Consider the following 14,578-nt stretch of genomic DNA (forward strand, 5'->3'; position numbering starts at 1 on the left):
CTTTTTGAATCAGAAGTATGAAACCAGCAATCCTGCCGCAACAACCATTCCCACGTAATTGTTATTCAAGAATGCCTGAAAACAAGGCTGTCTTTCTCGATGACGAATCAAATGTTGCTGATAAACGAACAACCCTCCAGCCACAAGTAATCCCCAATAGTAACTCGCACTCAGTTCATAATAGTTGCCTAGCAGAATCAGCATGGCAATGGTCATAAGCTGTAAGCCACCGATGATCATTTTGTCATATCGGCCAAAGAGAATGGCGGTCGACTTAATCCCAATCACCAAATCATCATCTCTATCGACCATGGCATATTGGGTGTCGTAAGCAATGGTCCACACCACGTTAATCACAAAAACAAACCAGACAATTAACGGCAATTCATTCGCCTGAGCAGCCCATGCCATAGGGATAGACCAACTAAAGGCTAACCCCAGAAACAGCTGAGGCAAGTGAGTAAATCGCTTCATAAAGGGATAGATGAAGGCAAGCACTAAACCAGCAAAAGAAAGTTGGACGGTCAGCGGATTCATGGTCAACACCAACAAGAACGATGCAATAGATAACGTGAGGAACAAAATCACCGCCTCTTTTGCTGACACTTTTCCTGATGGTAGAGGACGCTGAGACGTGCGCTTTACATGCCCATCGACTTTTCGATCGGCGAAATCATTGATCACACATCCAGCCGAACGCATCATGAAGACACCTAAGACGAAAACGATAAGAACCTTGATATCCGGAAAACCTTGAGCCGATAAAATAAGAGCCCAGATGGTAGGCCACAAAAGCAGTAATGAACCAATAGGGCGATCCATTCGCATTAGCTGCCAATACGCCTTTGCCTTTACAGCGCTCATTAATACTTGCTCCTTAGAAAAAATAAGCAGGGGAATCACTCAGAAATAATTCAGCCACTAACATAGGTCTATTATTCATCCATAAACGTGAGCGGCGCGCTAACAGCAATCCATCAGGCGTTTCAGCCCACCCCACCAACAATTCATCGCGCTTAACATTATCAGCACTGAATACTGTCAGTCCAAGTGGTATTTCACCTTGGTGTTCGAGATTATGCGATGGATCCTGAACTGATGATTTTGGAATCAATGTTCTTCCGACTATCCAAGGCTTACCATCTCCTTGTAGAATGACTTTTCGCAAAAGACACGGTTCTGCTGGCAACAATTCAGATTCACTCTTGTCCAAAAATGCAGATTCCACCCACTGGTTGTTCAGTAGCTCAACCGTCAGTTGTTGGCAGTTTTCCGATAATCGACGAGAAAGCGAACCCTGCTCTAGCAACCATGCTTTTGCATTAGGATCTGGAAATGTGAATTCTTCTGGCGATAACCAGTTCACTTGACTTAAAGCAGTCAGGTACAGCGAAATTGATTGATTCATACTAATATTCAATACAGCGAGCAGTAGTCTCGAAAGAAAGTCCGCTCATGGTCTCAAACCAAGGACATGAAACCTAATAGAGTATTTTTATTTACAAAAAGATGCTCTATTGTAACAAGACTCGGGCAGTTCGAGTATCTTGAACAGAGAAAAGAATTAATAGACATATGCTTAGAAAATACCTATCTCCGATAATACTCGCATTTGGCCTTTTGTTTTCCAGCTTAGTTATTGCTGAGGAAGAAGCACCAAAGCTGGCTTATTTCACTCTCGAGCCGGATGTGACCACGAATTTTTACACCAAAGGTAAAAAGCTGGGGTATATCCAAGTGCGTATTGATGTCATGGTGAGCAACAGCGCCGATTTACCACTGATAGAAAAGCACCAACCTTTAATTAGAGATGCGGTCGTTGAACTATTGGGCAAACAAAACGAAGATGTGATTAAGTCATTAGCTGGCCGCGAAGATCTGCGTAAAACGCTAGTAGAACAACTGAATAATACATTACTACCAGAAACTGGGCGCACCATCATCGCCGACCTACTGTTCACCAAATATCTATACCAGTAGTGAAACAGACAGCGAATTATCCCTTAGAAAAAACGGCTTATGAGCCGTTTTTTTGTTTCTTCAGAGAGAATCGGCTCGCATCATTGAGCCCTAGCAAGACACCAACCACCAAGCCCGCTAAGTGAGCACTGTTGGCAATCGCCATAAAGGGTTGCACAAAACCAAGCACCAACCAAACCAGCATAAACACAACCAGTGGCTTCTGAATGCCCAGTCCCATCTCAGGTGCTCGCCAGCCAAGCATCCATAGATAACCCACCAAAGCGTAAACCACGCCTGATAGCCCACCAAAATTAGCACCTTCTACCCAATATTGCCCTGCGCCGGAAAAAGCAGAAGAAACTAAAAAAATCTGTAACAACTTAAAGCTACCCAAGCGTTTTTCGATATCTCCGCCAAATTGCCACCACCATAGCAAGTTGAACACTATGTGTAAGACAGAGAAATGCAGAAGTGCATGGCTTACCCAACGCCATAACTGCCACTGCTGACCGCTTTCTGCTGGGAAGTGTAATGCGGAGAACACCGCATCCGACATCCCTATTTGCTGCAAAGCAAAGATAACAACACAGACCGTCATGATGGATAAGGTTAATGGGCCCGCTTTGGCTTTAAGCATCGCCATCATACTGGGTGAGTGATATTGGAATTGAGGTTTACGACTTTCTGCCATATCCCAAGAAGCAGCCTGATACTTACCGTCGTTGGGATTGGCGAGGAAAAGCTCTATTTCATTTTCCACTTCCAGTTGATGTTCATCTTCCATCAACCACAAGGCAAATTGACCACTTCCCTCAGGCATCATTTTTATCTCTATCTGCCGTGACGCCATGTAATCAATAAATGCTTGCGCCATTCGAGGGTTGTTTAACGTGATCAATCTAATCATCTGTTTCTCTAACTCGCTTCGACAGGTAAGTTGGCACGATGCCAAGCTTCAAAACCACCATCCACACTATACACCTGTTCAAAGCCTTGGTTAACCAAGTATTGGGCGGCGCCTTGGCTACTGATTCCGTGGTAACACATCACCAGAACAGGCTCATCAAATTCAGCCTGTTCCATGAATGAAACGATACTGTCATTGGTTAAATGAAATGCGGTTTTTGCATGTGCAACCGCAAATGACTGGGGATCTCTGATATCCACTAGTTTGGCATTATTCTGTTCGATGAGGGTTTGAGCGCCCGCTACATCAATGTGCTGAAATTGGTCCATGATTTACTCTCACTTTAATATTTTTTTCAGCGCCATTGTAACCTATCCAGAGAACGACAAGTACATGGGCTTAGTAAGGTTATCCACCAGCGATCATTTGTTCATCAACTGTGGATAATCCTGTGGATTGCGGTGATAAAGTGTTTTTCTTAAGATCGATCCACAACATCTAGTGATGATCCTGCCTTTTCTGTGTGTAGATCTAAAAGTATCCCCAAATAAAAAACAGCGTTCATACCTTTGTTTACCCTACTTGATGACAGTCAGTGAATAAATTTACCACAGACTTATCCACAGTTAGCTAGGTTCAGTTTGAGGATGTTTTCGATCCGGCATAAAAAAACCGAGATCAACAGACCTCGGTTTTTTGGGGATTCATAGAATGGCTAGGGATTACAATTCGCCCACCGCTTCTTTCAATTTCTTCATCGCATTCTTTTCTAACTGACGAATACGCTCAGCAGATACTTCATACATATCAGCCAGTTCCTGAAGGGTCGATTTGTGATCATCCAACCAACGCGAACGCACGATATGCTGACTACGCTCATCAAGCGTTGCTAAAGCAAAACTCAAACGTTGAGTCGTATGTTTTTCCCAATTCTGCTCTTCTAGGTTGTCGGCTAAATCTGAATTCTTGTCTTCAAGATAAAGCATTGGCGCTGCGTAAGAGTTGCTGTTGTCATCGTCATCAGCAGAAAACTCAAATGTTGCATCTTGTGCCGCTAAGCGAGATTCCATTTCACGAACTTCTGAAGGTTCTACACCCAGTTCACGAGCAACAGTCTCAACTTCACCATTGTTAAACCAACCTAAACGCTTTTTCGACTTACGTAGATTGAAGAAAAGTTTACGTTGCGCTTTTGTCGTCGCAATCTTCACGATACGCCAGTTACGTAATACGTATTCGTGGATTTCAGCTTTGATCCAGTGAACCGCGAAAGATACCAGTCTTACACCCACTTCAGGGTTAAAGCGTTTTACCGCTTTCATCAGACCAATATTACCTTCCTGAACAAGATCCGCTAATGGCAAGCCGTAGCCAGAATAACCACGAGCAACGTGAACAACGAAACGAAGGTGTGACAGAATCAAGCCTTTAGCCGCTTCAATATCACCTTCATAATGCAACTTCTCAGCAAGCTCTCGCTCTTCCTCTGCGGTCAGCATAGGATAACTGTTCGCTGTGCGGATATAACTATCTAAGCTATCTTGCGAAACAAGCGCTAATTGATATGTTGACGTAGCCATTCAATTCCTCATCAATCTCTGATCTGGAGCCAATTTAATCTAACAATCTTGAACCCAAAATGAACAGTATTCAAGACCGATTGGTTATTATGCATAAACAAATGTTAGTGACAAGTCAACTAGCCACCCAAATATTGTTTTCACCTAATAATGACAAGGATTCGCTACACAGGTTCAATTTCTTTTAAGTGACGTTGGGCTGCACTTTTCGCCGCGATACAGCCTAAGGCCGTTCCCAGCATAAGCAGCAGTAAAGATTCATCCCAATTTAAACCGATTAACCGGAACTGGCTGTCGTACAACTGAGCTAAATCTTCCACCGCACCATTCAGCACTATGGTGATGAAGGCCGTTAGCAACCAAGCAGATATGGCTCCCAAAACACCAAACCACATACCGACGTATAAATAAGGACGCAGAATAAAGCTATCGGTCGCACCAATCAGCTTCATAGTCTGAATTTCTTCTTTGTTGGCCTGAACGTTAAAACGAAGTGTGTTGCCGATAATCAAAAACACGGAAGTCAGCATTAATAAAGACAAGCTAATAACCACAATCGTTGCCAGATTACGAATAGCATCTAATCGAGCGAGCCAGTCTTCATCTAAACGTACGTCTGTTACCCCTTCTTGCCCACGGATGGAATCAGCAATCGCTTTTATCTCTTGGTCCGTTTCCACATTTGGAGAAACAATAAGTACACCTGGCAATGAGTATTCATCAAGTAGGCTAATAGCTTGGTCAAAGCCAGAATGCTGGCTCAAATCCTCAAGACCTTGCTGTGGAGAGATGTACTCAACTTTATCGACTTCAGCACGGCTTTCGATTTCGTCTTTCAACACCATGATTCTTGGTTCAGGCGTATCTTCTTTAATATAGACACTGATTTGTGAAGGGCTAACTACGTTGTCTGCCACAGATGCTATATTCTTACTTATCAGATACATGCACGCTGGTAGAGTCAGTGCCATTGAGATGACAGCCAGTGTGAGAATATTACCCATAGGGCGTTGCCATAGACTGGAGAACGACGCTTTGGCTTGTTTGATATGAATAGCCAAAAAGCTATCGGTTTTCACTCTTTTTGCATCACGAGCTTTGGGCGCTTTTTTGTTTTTAGGTTTAACGGCCATAATCTTCAACCTCACTTAAAAAGCCCTGATTCAACTCTAAGTGGCGATACTGAGGGCGAGAATTCACTAAGTTGTGATCGTGGGTTGCCAGTAAAATGGTCACCCCAGCTCGGTTAAACTCTTCGAACAGATGCAGGATACGAGTCGATAGTTCTGGATCCAAGTTACCCGTAGGCTCATCGGCTAACAGTAGAGTGGGACGATTCACCACGGCTCGGGCTATACCAACACGTTGCTGTTCGCCACCCGATAACTGGCTCGGCAAACAGCGAGCTTTATCCAACAAACCGGTTTTATCTAACGCTGCCGAAACTCGGCGTTTAATATCATTTTCAGAGATAGACTCAATTCGCATTGGCAACGCAACGTTATCGAACACGGTTCTGTCCATCAAAAGGCGGTGATCTTGGAAAACAATGCCGATGTTACGACGCAAAAAAGGAATATCTTTGTTTGGGATACGTGTGACGTCATGGCCGTTAAAACTGATTTTGCCGTCAGTAGGTCGCTCAATAGCGCAAATGAGCTTAAGCAAAGTACTCTTACCCGCGCCAGAGTGCCCACCCAGAAAGGTCATCTCACCACGACGTAAATGAAAATCGACTTTCTGCAGAGCTTGTCGCCCGCCTCGATATACCTTGCTCACCTGTTGAAACTTGATCACGCATCATTCCTTTTTTGCAGCGAGATACCCCAACGGATATCTCTCTAGGGTATGTTACTGTTCGTATTACTTTGGGTTATTACTCATCGCGACTAAACAGCGCGTCGATGAACTCTTGCGTTTCGAATGGACGAAGATCTTCAATACCTTCACCAACACCGATAAAGCGAATTGGAATTTGGAACTGATCGGCAATCGCGAAAATCACACCACCTTTTGCAGTACCGTCGAGTTTAGTCAGAGTAATACCGGTGATTGGGGCGACGTCACTAAACAATTTCGCTTGGCTAATCGCATTTTGACCAGTACCCGCATCCAATGTCAGCATGATTTCATGCGGTGCTGAATCGTCGATCTTCTTCATTACGCGAACGATTTTACGCAACTCTTCCATCAAGTTGGATTTGTTTTGTAAGCGACCTGCCGTATCTGCAATAACCACATCTACACCACGTGCTTTCGCAGCTTCAATCGCATCGTAAATCACGGATGCACTGTCTGCACCAGTATGTTGAGCAATAACTGGAACATTATTACGCTCACCCCATACTTGTAGCTGTTCAACCGCTGCCGCTCGGAAAGTATCACCCGCAGCCAGCATCACTTTCTTACCTTGAGACTGGAATTGTTTTGCCAGCTTGCCGATTGTTGTGGTTTTACCCACACCGTTTACACCAACCATTAAGATCACATACGGCGTTTTTGCGCTATCGACAACCAAAGGCTGTTCAACGGTCGACAGAATTTCTGCCAACTCACCTTTCAGTAGATCGTACAGCGCTTCACCATCTTTTAATTGCTGGCGAGATGCTTTTTCTGTCAGGTTTTCGATAATTTTCAATGTGGTATCCATACCCACATCCGCAATCAATAGCTGTTCTTCTAACTCTTCAAACAGATCACTATCGATTTTTTTGCCTTTGAATAAACCAAAGAAACCGGCACCGATGTTCGCTTTCGTGCGGCTCAAGCTGCGTTTCAGACGAGCGAAGAAGCTCTCTGTTGGCTTTTCCTGTTCTTGGATTCGAGGTTCTTGCGCTTGAGGTTCTTCAATAACTTCTGCTTCTGCTTCTGCTTCTGCTTCTGCTTCTGCTTCTGCTTCTGCTTTTTCAGTCTCGACTTCCTCGACCNTTTCAGTCTCGACTTCCTCGACCGGCTCTTCAACCGTTTGTTCTGGTTCTGTTTGTTCTACTTGTTCTTCGGTTGCTTTTGTTTGGCTTGGTTCTTCATCACCAAAGCCAAGCCATGACAGTAAGCCACGCTTCTTTTTTTCCGTCATCTGAGGATATCCTAGATTTTCTTGTCTGATTATTTTTCTAAACTATGACTCTTTTCTTAAAGAATTATCCCTAAAAAGAAAAGAAAAATGACAAAGCAGTGATAACTTTCTTCTTCACTTGGTAAACTTTGCCATATTTATGAATGCTTATCTTCAGCAAAAGTATTATTACTGAAAGGTTGGCTATAGTAACACTTAATTAGCGGTCAAAAAATCTATGGTAAGACGTCGCCAACAAAACCCATCACAAAATCGTGCTCCAAGTGGGCAAGTTCGAATTATCAGCGGCTTATGGCGCGGAAGAAAACTACCCGTTCACGATGCTGAAGGCTTACGCCCAACTACAGATAGAGTCAAAGAAACCCTATTTAACTGGATTGCTCAAGATGTACCCAATGCCAAATGCCTTGACCTGTTCGCAGGATCGGGTGGTTTAGGTTTTGAGTGTGCTTCTCGTCAAGCGGAAAGTGTCACCATGCTGGAGATGAACACTCAGGCATTCAATCAGTTGAAAACCAACATCGCTACATTGAAAGCGACCAATATTGAAGCGATTAATACCGACTCTCTCGCGTATTTGAAGCAGAGTGGTTCCCCGTTTGATGTGGTGTTCATCGACCCGCCGTTTCGTAAAGGACTGCTAGATGAAACGCTGCAACTGCTGGAGCAAAATGGTTGGCTTGCTGATAACGCGATGATTTACATAGAAACCGAAAAAGAATTATCGTTACCTGAATTACCAGAAAGCTGGCAACTATACCGAGAAAAAAGTGCTGGCCAAGTATGTTACCGACTGTTTGAAAGGACGACAGAATGAAAGCTCTATTAGTATTAGCGAAAGCTGCGATTGCCTTTGTCTGGCTTGTTTTACTGCTCAACATTGTTATGCCGTTTCCCGGCAAGGCGGCTATCGCACTTTACATCATGACCGCCTTCCTGTTCATGATGCATGGTCTGCAAATGCTGATTTTTGTCGGCGCATTTGGTGACAAAGTAAAAACCAGCAGTTGGGAAAAATGGTCAATACTGATTTTCGGCATCTTCGCCCTACTCGACATTCGCCGTAAACATATGATGTAACAAGAGCCCGAACGGGCTCTTTTCTTTTTATTTCGTTCTGCTGAAAACTAACAGCAACAAGAAATAACTTCCGCCGAGAATAGCAACGATAGTTCCCGCCGCAATCTGCATTGGATAGAGCATCACCTGCCCCAACCAGTCCGCCCAAAGCATCAACGAGCCGCCAACTAAGCTTGCCATTAATAGTTGCTGTTTTGCTTTCTGCGCTCCCAGCATCATTGCCATATGTGGCGCAATTAAGCCAACGAAAGAGACAGGCCCCATGGTTGCTGTCACCAAGGCACATAATAGAGCCACAACAATCAGCAGAACTAAACTGGCGGTTTGCGGGCTTAAGCCTCGTGCACCGGCAAAACTGCGTCCAATAGAGATCAAAGTTAGCCAGCGTGACGTCAGCAAAGCAAAGCAGGACAACCCGACAACTCCGACAGCCAAGTAGAGGCTTTGAGAGGAAGTGACTCGATACGTTGAGCCAGCTAGCCACAGTAAGATTTGATAACTGCCCGCAGTACCTTTTGAAAGACAGAACTGCACTAAAGCTTCTAGCAATGCTGTAATCGCAATACCTGTCAGGATTAAGCTGGAAGGGGCATACTGATGACGCTTACCTAACACCAGCAGAGCAATTAACACAATCACACTGCCCAACAATGCCGTTGCCCAGTTGGTGTTCAACATTGATTGACCAAGAAACAAACTGGCAAACACTAAAGCAAAGGTCGCTCCGGAAGAGACACCAAGAATGTCTGGGCTTGCTAATGGGTTATAGATCAAACGTTGTAGAATCGTTCCTGCAATCGCCAGACCAATACCGGCAAACAGAGCGGTTAAAGCACGCGGCCAGCGCAGTTGCCATTGATACTCACTGGGAATGGTCCAGCTCCAACTGTTCTCGCTCACTTGCAAAAAACTGTGTAGCGCTATCGCCACAACAAAAGCGAAAACAAGAAGCGAAACACTGACGGTACTCACATTGCTTCGATGATGAGGCAAGCTAATAGACAACGTGTCTTGTGCTTTTAACTGACGACGGCTAAACCAGATTAACGCAGGAGCACCAATCGCTGCGGTGGTGATACCACTTGGTACTACTTCCGCCGTCCATAAGCTTAACCACATAGAAAACATGTCCGTACACAGCAATAACAAAGCACCAAGCAACATACTGGAATACAGCTCCATCTTTGGTGTTCTTGCACCCATCGCGCGAGCAATGTTTGGCGTTAATAAACCGATAAAGCCAATCACCCCTACCGCGGTAATAGATGCTGAAACCAACCAGATGCCAGCCATCATCAATAACAAGAAGGCAGGAATAACCGCAAGACCACGAGCAGCGGCACCTTGATGGCCTAATCTCATCAAAGTCAGAATTCTGGGCGCTACGATTAATAACGGAATAGCGACAGCTAATCGAGGAAGCAACCACTCTAGCCATTCCCAACCATTTTGCGCTAAATCGCCAGCTCCCCACATAAATACGTTTTGTGCGAACTGTTCATTAAGCAAAATGATCGCGGTGGCAATAGAACCAAGAAGGATGTTCACAACCATGCCGGACACCACTAAAGGCAAGCCGGTCATATTGTTCACACCCGTGATGAGTACAATCACACCAAATGCACACAACGCACCGACCATTGCTGCAAGCGCACTGTAATCGGCAATTAAATCAGGAAACCAGATATTAACGACGATTAATGCCAGCCAAGCACCGGAGGAGGTGCCCAGTGTCAGTGGTGAAGTCAGAGAGTTTTGCGTGAGTTGCTGCATTAAGCTGCCAGCCAAACCTAACATCGCTCCGACGAGAATAGTGATAACCGCCCTTGGCAATTGAGCATAGAAAAAGTTGAAGTCCGCAAACTCTTGCGCTTCAGTGGTTAAGGTTGCGAGGCTCCATTGCATGGATAAACTGAGTTCGTTGCCGATCTGTAAACTGAGCGCAGCCGCCAGCAACACAAATAAGCCAAGCAGGTTTAAATAACCAAACCTCATGACCTTGGCGCAACCTCAAGCAAGCTTTCAGTCAATGCTTCAGCCGTGTAAAGCAGGGACATGGCGCCACCGTAACTCCATACGGTACGAACTGCATTGACCTTACCGCTGTGCACAAAAGGCATCGCTTTCCACAACATGGATTTATTGAGCTTCTCTTGTTCTGGGAATGGCAAGATATAGAGCACATACCCATCTTTCACGTTCTGCAATTCATTCAAGCGTTTTTGAACGATACCCCAAGGTGTGGCAGGCTGAGGCAACGCCGCTTTTAAGCCTAACTGTTCAATTACGTATTGAGTGCCAGAGTTTTCACCATACAAGAACACAGACGTATTACTGGCAAAACGCATTGCGACAACTGATGGCAGTTCTTCGCCGAATGCCTGATGTAACGATGTGCTTAATTGCTTAAATCGTTCATTCATTGTATCTAGCTTCTGCTGTGCTAATTCTTGCTTACCAAATAACACCGCCAATGTTTTGAATTGCTCAATAGCCACTTGTGCTGACTGGTCTTGCTGACCATAGTTCGACAGATAAACAACAGGAGCAATGCGTTCCAGAGTGGGAATAAGGTCCTTCTGTGGAGAAGCCGCAATAATTACATCCGGCTTTAACGCTGAAATTTTATCGAGATTAGGCTCGGCGCGAGTACCGATATCTTCAACGCCAGCAGGGATCTCAGGCTGAGCAACCCACTCAGTATATGAAGGTAAATTTGGCGCACCGACTGGGGTGATATCAAGTTCTAAAACCTGTTCAAGTAAATCCCAGTTCAACACAACGACACGTTGCGGAGATTGGGAAAAGACTTGTTCGCCACGACTGTCTTGAATATGAATGTCAGCCACTGCCTGACCACAGAGCAATAAACTGAAGAGTACAACTAGGCTTTGAGATGCCTTTTTTAGGGTTTTTAAGCACATACGATGGCGACCTTATTAGTTTTAGATTCAGCAGCGGGCTGCGGGTGTTCAATTAATTTGATGGGAGAATGGTAGAGCTCTGATAGACGCTGCTCATCAAGCAGTAATTCCGCCGCACCTTCAAAAGCGATTCTCCCTTGCTTTAGCGCCACAATATGAGTGGCATAGCGCAGAGCTAAATTCAGGTCATGAAGAATCACAATGATTCCACAACCTTGTGTTTGGTTGAGTTCAGCCAATAGAGCCATCAATTGATATTGATGATGTACGTCTAGCGCCGAAGTGGGTTCATCAAGAATCAGAACGGGCGATTGCTGTGCCAGTAACATCGCGACCCAAGCTCTTTGACGCTCACCTCCAGACAATTCGTCAGCAAGCGCATGAGCAAAGTCCGTAACCCTCGTTTTGGCAATCGACTCATCAATAATGGTTTCATCTTCTGCTTTCCAGCGACCAAGCGTACCGCGCCAAGGAAAACGCCCTAAACGAACCAACTCACGAACAGTTAAACCCGCAGAGGTAGGCAATTTTTGTGGAAGAAATGCGACGGATTTCGCCAATTCTTTTGCAGCTAAAGATGAGAGAGATTGTCCATTTAACTCAACTCGACCTTTATCCGGCACTTGCTGACCAGACAAAAGGCTGACTAAAGTAGACTTACCTGAACCATTGTGCCCGAGCACAACCGTTAACTCATTGGTTGGTATATTCAGTGAATCAACAGACAAGATGGTTCGCCCACCTCGTACCATTTCAACCCCTTGTAAATGATACATCTCTCTCTCCCTGATTTTGGGAATTCTCAAACAACAAATCCTGCTTGAGCAGGAATAAAACAAACAAACAAAAAACTCACTCCCTTAAGAGAGTGAGTTTAAAAGGATTACCAACGGTAATTCGCGCTTAGCACAACACTACGAGACTGACCGTAATAACACCAATAGTCACAACCTGAGATATATTCTTTATCAAATAGGTTGTTAACATTTAACTGTGCTTGCAAAGCTTTCGTGATGTCGTAAGACGCCATCATATCGACTAGCGTAACGCTTGGAACCGTTAAGTCACTCGACTTAGGGTTGTCTTTTGACTCACCGATATAACGAATACCAGAGCCAAATTTCCAACCTTCAAGTCCCACTTTGTTTGCATCAAAGTCTAACCATGCAGAAGCCATATGTTCAGGTATCAAAGCAGCTTGTTTCGTTCCTTTTCCTGACGTTTCATCAGTTTCGGCTTTAGTGTATGTATAGCTCGCAGTTAGCTTCAGACTATCAGTTAGGTATCCTGTCGTTTCAATTTCAACACCGTGAGAAGTGACTTCACCGGTTTGAGTCGCTACATAAGTCGTTGGATTGGTAACTAAAGCGTTCTTTTGCGTCATATCAAACAACGCCAAATTTATATAACCATTGTAAAAACTTGGTTCGTATTTAATACCCACCTCGGCTTGGTCACCCTTCAGTGGTTTATATAAATCTCCAGTCGCACTATCTATTGTGCTCAATACATCAAATGATTGTGAGTAACTCACATAAGGAGAAAGCCCCACGCTAGAGATATACATAACACCGGCATCTAGCGAAAACTCTGAATCATTACGGCTTTCACGCTGTGAATTCGAAACGCTCTCGTTATCCGTTTTAACCCAGTCAAAACGACCACCGATTGAAGCAATCCACTGGCGATCAAACTTGATTTGATATTGAGCGTATAAACTGGCTTGTTGCTTGGTAATATCACGATCTGCTGCTGAAGATTCGTCAATTGCGGTGTAGTTGCCGTAAACCGGATTAAATGGGTTAATACTACCAAAGCTATAGTTATCAGCTTCAACACCATCAGTTTTATGACGCTGTAGTTCTAAACCGAGTAAAATTGTGTTGGCAATACGAGATGATTCCCACTTAGCAATTGAATTGTTATCCAAACTAAAGCTTTCAGTCTTGCCTTCACGGAAAACCAAGCCTTGAGATAAGGTATCTGTACTTGGATCTGCGTTCATAAATGAATAACTGCTACGCAAATACAGCTCGTTGTATCCGTAGTTAAACTTCTGTGTCAGTGACCATACGTCATTTAATTCATGCTCAAGAATGTATCCAGCAGAAATCTGTTTACGTTCATATTTATCGTAATCAGGCTGTCCCAAGTTGGTTGATGGATCAATAGAACCAAAGTTTGAATCGGTTAAAGTCCCTGCAGCAGGGAAAAACGGGTTAGTTGGAATACCACTATCTTCTAAATAGCTAGTCAGCAAGGTTAAATGGGTACGCTCGGAAATATCGATAGCCAGACTTGGAGCAAGATAAAAACGACGGCTTTCAGTTCCGTTTAGCTCACCATCATTCTCTTTCATTAGGCCGACTAAACGGTAGCGTACAGAGCCATCTTCGTTTGCATAGTCAGAAATATCCAAAGATAAAGTACGAAGACTGTTGTTACCGACTTGAACACCCACGTCACCTTGAGGGGTATCTGTCGGTTTCTTCTGTACAGCATTCACCACACCACCCGGAGGCGCTTCACCGTAAAGGATTGATGCAGGGCCTTTAAGTACTTCAACTTTTTCTAAACCATAAGGTTCAAGCAACCAAGTGTAGTAACTGTTTTTGAATAAACGGCTTCCATCTAGATAGGTCGCTGCATCAAAACCACGAACTTTAATCCAGTCAGTGTCGTTATCCGCACCATATGGTTGAGACGTTACGCCAGAGGTATAGCGAAGTGCCTCATCCAGTTTTTGAGGTACGCGATTGACCAACTCTTGCTCTGTTACCACAGAAACAGATTTCGGCGTCTCTTGCGCTGGCGTATCAATTTTCAGCGCAGAAGCAGTAACTACAATGGTTTCTACTGCTTGAGAATCTTTTTGAACAACCTCTTCTGCCAATACGCTTTGACTAGTAAGAAGTGAGAATGGCGCCAAGCTCAAACAAAGCGCGGTGCGGATTGCTTGTCTGAGTCTAATTGGGCGTATTTTTACCATAATAGGAACCCCTGCTACAAATATTTGAGAATAGTTTTGATTATCATTATTATGCAGCAG

General features: G+C 44.3%; 15 protein-coding genes. 3 read left to right on the plus strand and 12 right to left on the minus strand.

Going from position 1 to position 14,578, the window contains the following annotated elements; all coding sequences use genetic code 11:
- Positions 1–9: 9 nt before the first annotated feature.
- Both ubiA and HUO09_RS20185 read right to left on the minus strand, forming a co-directional pair.
- Positions 10–864 (minus strand): 4-hydroxybenzoate octaprenyltransferase, encoded by an 855-nt coding sequence (gene ubiA, locus HUO09_RS20180; RefSeq protein WP_188235140.1) that lies wholly within the window; start codon positions 862–864, stop codon positions 10–12.
- A gap of 13 nt (positions 865–877) precedes the next feature.
- Positions 878–1,408 (minus strand): chorismate lyase, encoded by a 531-nt coding sequence (locus tag HUO09_RS20185; RefSeq protein WP_188235141.1) that lies wholly within the window; start codon positions 1,406–1,408, stop codon positions 878–880.
- Between the two features lie 167 nt (positions 1,409–1,575).
- On the opposite strand from HUO09_RS20185, the gene HUO09_RS20190 reads away from it, so the two are divergent.
- Positions 1,576–1,980: a flagellar basal body-associated protein FliL gene (locus HUO09_RS20190; protein WP_167412554.1), complete on the plus strand. Its 405-nt coding sequence runs from the start codon at positions 1,576–1,578 to the stop codon at positions 1,978–1,980.
- A gap of 37 nt (positions 1,981–2,017) precedes the next feature.
- On the opposite strand, the gene glpG is transcribed toward HUO09_RS20190, so the two are convergent.
- The 6 genes from glpG to ftsY all read right to left on the minus strand — a co-directional run bounded on the left by glpG (position 2,018) and on the right by ftsY (position 7,525).
- Complete coding sequence (glpG, locus tag HUO09_RS20195; RefSeq protein WP_167412553.1) at positions 2,018–2,869, minus strand: rhomboid family intramembrane serine protease GlpG; 852 nt, start codon at positions 2,867–2,869, stop codon at positions 2,018–2,020.
- Between the two features lie 8 nt (positions 2,870–2,877).
- Positions 2,878–3,198 (minus strand): thiosulfate sulfurtransferase GlpE, encoded by a 321-nt coding sequence (gene glpE / locus HUO09_RS20200; protein WP_167412552.1) that lies wholly within the window; start codon positions 3,196–3,198, stop codon positions 2,878–2,880.
- A gap of 393 nt (positions 3,199–3,591) precedes the next feature.
- On the minus strand, positions 3,592–4,449 hold the full coding sequence (gene rpoH / locus HUO09_RS20205; RefSeq protein WP_167412551.1) for an RNA polymerase sigma factor RpoH: 858 nt from the start codon (positions 4,447–4,449) through the stop codon (positions 3,592–3,594).
- A gap of 164 nt (positions 4,450–4,613) precedes the next feature.
- A complete protein-coding gene (gene ftsX / locus HUO09_RS20210; protein WP_167412550.1) occupies positions 4,614–5,582 on the minus strand; it encodes a permease-like cell division protein FtsX in 969 nt (322 codons plus the stop codon).
- Complete coding sequence (gene ftsE, locus HUO09_RS20215) at positions 5,572–6,246, minus strand: cell division ATP-binding protein FtsE (protein ID WP_042489747.1); 675 nt, start codon at positions 6,244–6,246, stop codon at positions 5,572–5,574. The genes ftsX and ftsE overlap by 11 nt, the downstream gene beginning before the upstream one ends.
- Before the next feature lie 79 nt (positions 6,247–6,325).
- Positions 6,326–7,525, minus strand: a complete 1,200-nt coding sequence (gene ftsY, locus HUO09_RS20220) for a signal recognition particle-docking protein FtsY (protein WP_188235142.1) — start codon at positions 7,523–7,525, stop codon at positions 6,326–6,328.
- Between the two features lie 217 nt (positions 7,526–7,742).
- Between ftsY and rsmD the strand changes: the two genes are divergently transcribed.
- Entirely contained in the window at positions 7,743–8,342 is a 600-nt protein-coding gene (gene rsmD / locus HUO09_RS20225) for a 16S rRNA (guanine(966)-N(2))-methyltransferase RsmD (protein ID WP_102969462.1), read from the plus strand.
- The gene (locus HUO09_RS20230; RefSeq protein ID WP_042489753.1) at positions 8,339–8,605 is read left to right on the plus strand and encodes a DUF1145 domain-containing protein; all 267 of its coding nucleotides are present in this window, start codon (positions 8,339–8,341) and stop codon (positions 8,603–8,605) included. Before rsmD ends, HUO09_RS20230 begins: the two co-directional genes overlap by 4 nt.
- Positions 8,606–8,632: 27 nt before the next feature.
- Here the strand turns inward: HUO09_RS20230 and fhuB are convergent, their stop codons facing one another.
- The 4 genes from fhuB to HUO09_RS20250 all read right to left on the minus strand — a co-directional run bounded on the left by fhuB (position 8,633) and on the right by HUO09_RS20250 (position 14,518).
- Complete coding sequence (gene fhuB / locus HUO09_RS20235) at positions 8,633–10,600, minus strand: Fe(3+)-hydroxamate ABC transporter permease FhuB (protein WP_188235143.1); 1,968 nt, start codon at positions 10,598–10,600, stop codon at positions 8,633–8,635.
- Positions 10,597–11,529 (minus strand): iron-siderophore ABC transporter substrate-binding protein, encoded by a 933-nt coding sequence (locus HUO09_RS20240; RefSeq protein WP_188235144.1) that lies wholly within the window; start codon positions 11,527–11,529, stop codon positions 10,597–10,599. Before HUO09_RS20240 ends, fhuB begins: the two co-directional genes overlap by 4 nt.
- Positions 11,520–12,305, minus strand: a complete 786-nt coding sequence (locus HUO09_RS20245) for an ABC transporter ATP-binding protein (protein WP_188235145.1) — start codon at positions 12,303–12,305, stop codon at positions 11,520–11,522. The genes HUO09_RS20240 and HUO09_RS20245 overlap by 10 nt, the downstream gene beginning before the upstream one ends.
- A gap of 107 nt (positions 12,306–12,412) precedes the next feature.
- Complete coding sequence (locus HUO09_RS20250) at positions 12,413–14,518, minus strand: TonB-dependent siderophore receptor (protein ID WP_188235146.1); 2,106 nt, start codon at positions 14,516–14,518, stop codon at positions 12,413–12,415.
- Positions 14,519–14,578: the final 60 nt, after the last annotated feature.

Source organism: Vibrio sp. Y2-5, assembly GCF_014596725.1.
Lineage (GTDB): Bacteria > Pseudomonadota > Gammaproteobacteria > Enterobacterales > Vibrionaceae > Vibrio.

What these genes read in the sequence shown, in the direction of transcription:
- ubiA (WP_188235140.1), bottom strand. Translation starts at nt 864, where the DNA reads ATGAGCGCTGTAAAGGCAAAGGCGTATTGGCAGCTAATGCGAATGGAT.
- HUO09_RS20185 (WP_188235141.1), bottom strand. Translation starts at nt 1,408, where the DNA reads ATGAATCAATCAATTTCGCTGTACCTGACTGCTTTAAGTCAAGTGAAC.
- HUO09_RS20190 (WP_167412554.1), top strand. Translation starts at nt 1,576, where the DNA reads ATGCTTAGAAAATACCTATCTCCGATAATACTCGCATTTGGCCTTTTG.
- glpG (WP_167412553.1), bottom strand. Translation starts at nt 2,869, where the DNA reads ATGATTAGATTGATCACGTTAAACAACCCTCGAATGGCGCAAGCATTT.
- glpE (WP_167412552.1), bottom strand. Translation starts at nt 3,198, where the DNA reads ATGGACCAATTTCAGCACATTGATGTAGCGGGCGCTCAAACCCTCATC.
- rpoH (WP_167412551.1), bottom strand. Translation starts at nt 4,449, where the DNA reads ATGGCTACGTCAACATATCAATTAGCGCTTGTTTCGCAAGATAGCTTA.
- ftsX (WP_167412550.1), bottom strand. Translation starts at nt 5,582, where the DNA reads ATGGCCGTTAAACCTAAAAACAAAAAAGCGCCCAAAGCTCGTGATGCA.
- rsmD (WP_102969462.1), top strand. Translation starts at nt 7,743, where the DNA reads ATGGTAAGACGTCGCCAACAAAACCCATCACAAAATCGTGCTCCAAGT.
- HUO09_RS20230 (WP_042489753.1), top strand. Translation starts at nt 8,339, where the DNA reads ATGAAAGCTCTATTAGTATTAGCGAAAGCTGCGATTGCCTTTGTCTGG.
- fhuB (WP_188235143.1), bottom strand. Translation starts at nt 10,600, where the DNA reads ATGAGGTTTGGTTATTTAAACCTGCTTGGCTTATTTGTGTTGCTGGCG.
- HUO09_RS20240 (WP_188235144.1), bottom strand. Translation starts at nt 11,529, where the DNA reads ATGTGCTTAAAAACCCTAAAAAAGGCATCTCAAAGCCTAGTTGTACTC.
- HUO09_RS20245 (WP_188235145.1), bottom strand. Translation starts at nt 12,305, where the DNA reads ATGTATCATTTACAAGGGGTTGAAATGGTACGAGGTGGGCGAACCATC.
- HUO09_RS20250 (WP_188235146.1), bottom strand. Translation starts at nt 14,518, where the DNA reads ATGGTAAAAATACGCCCAATTAGACTCAGACAAGCAATCCGCACCGCG.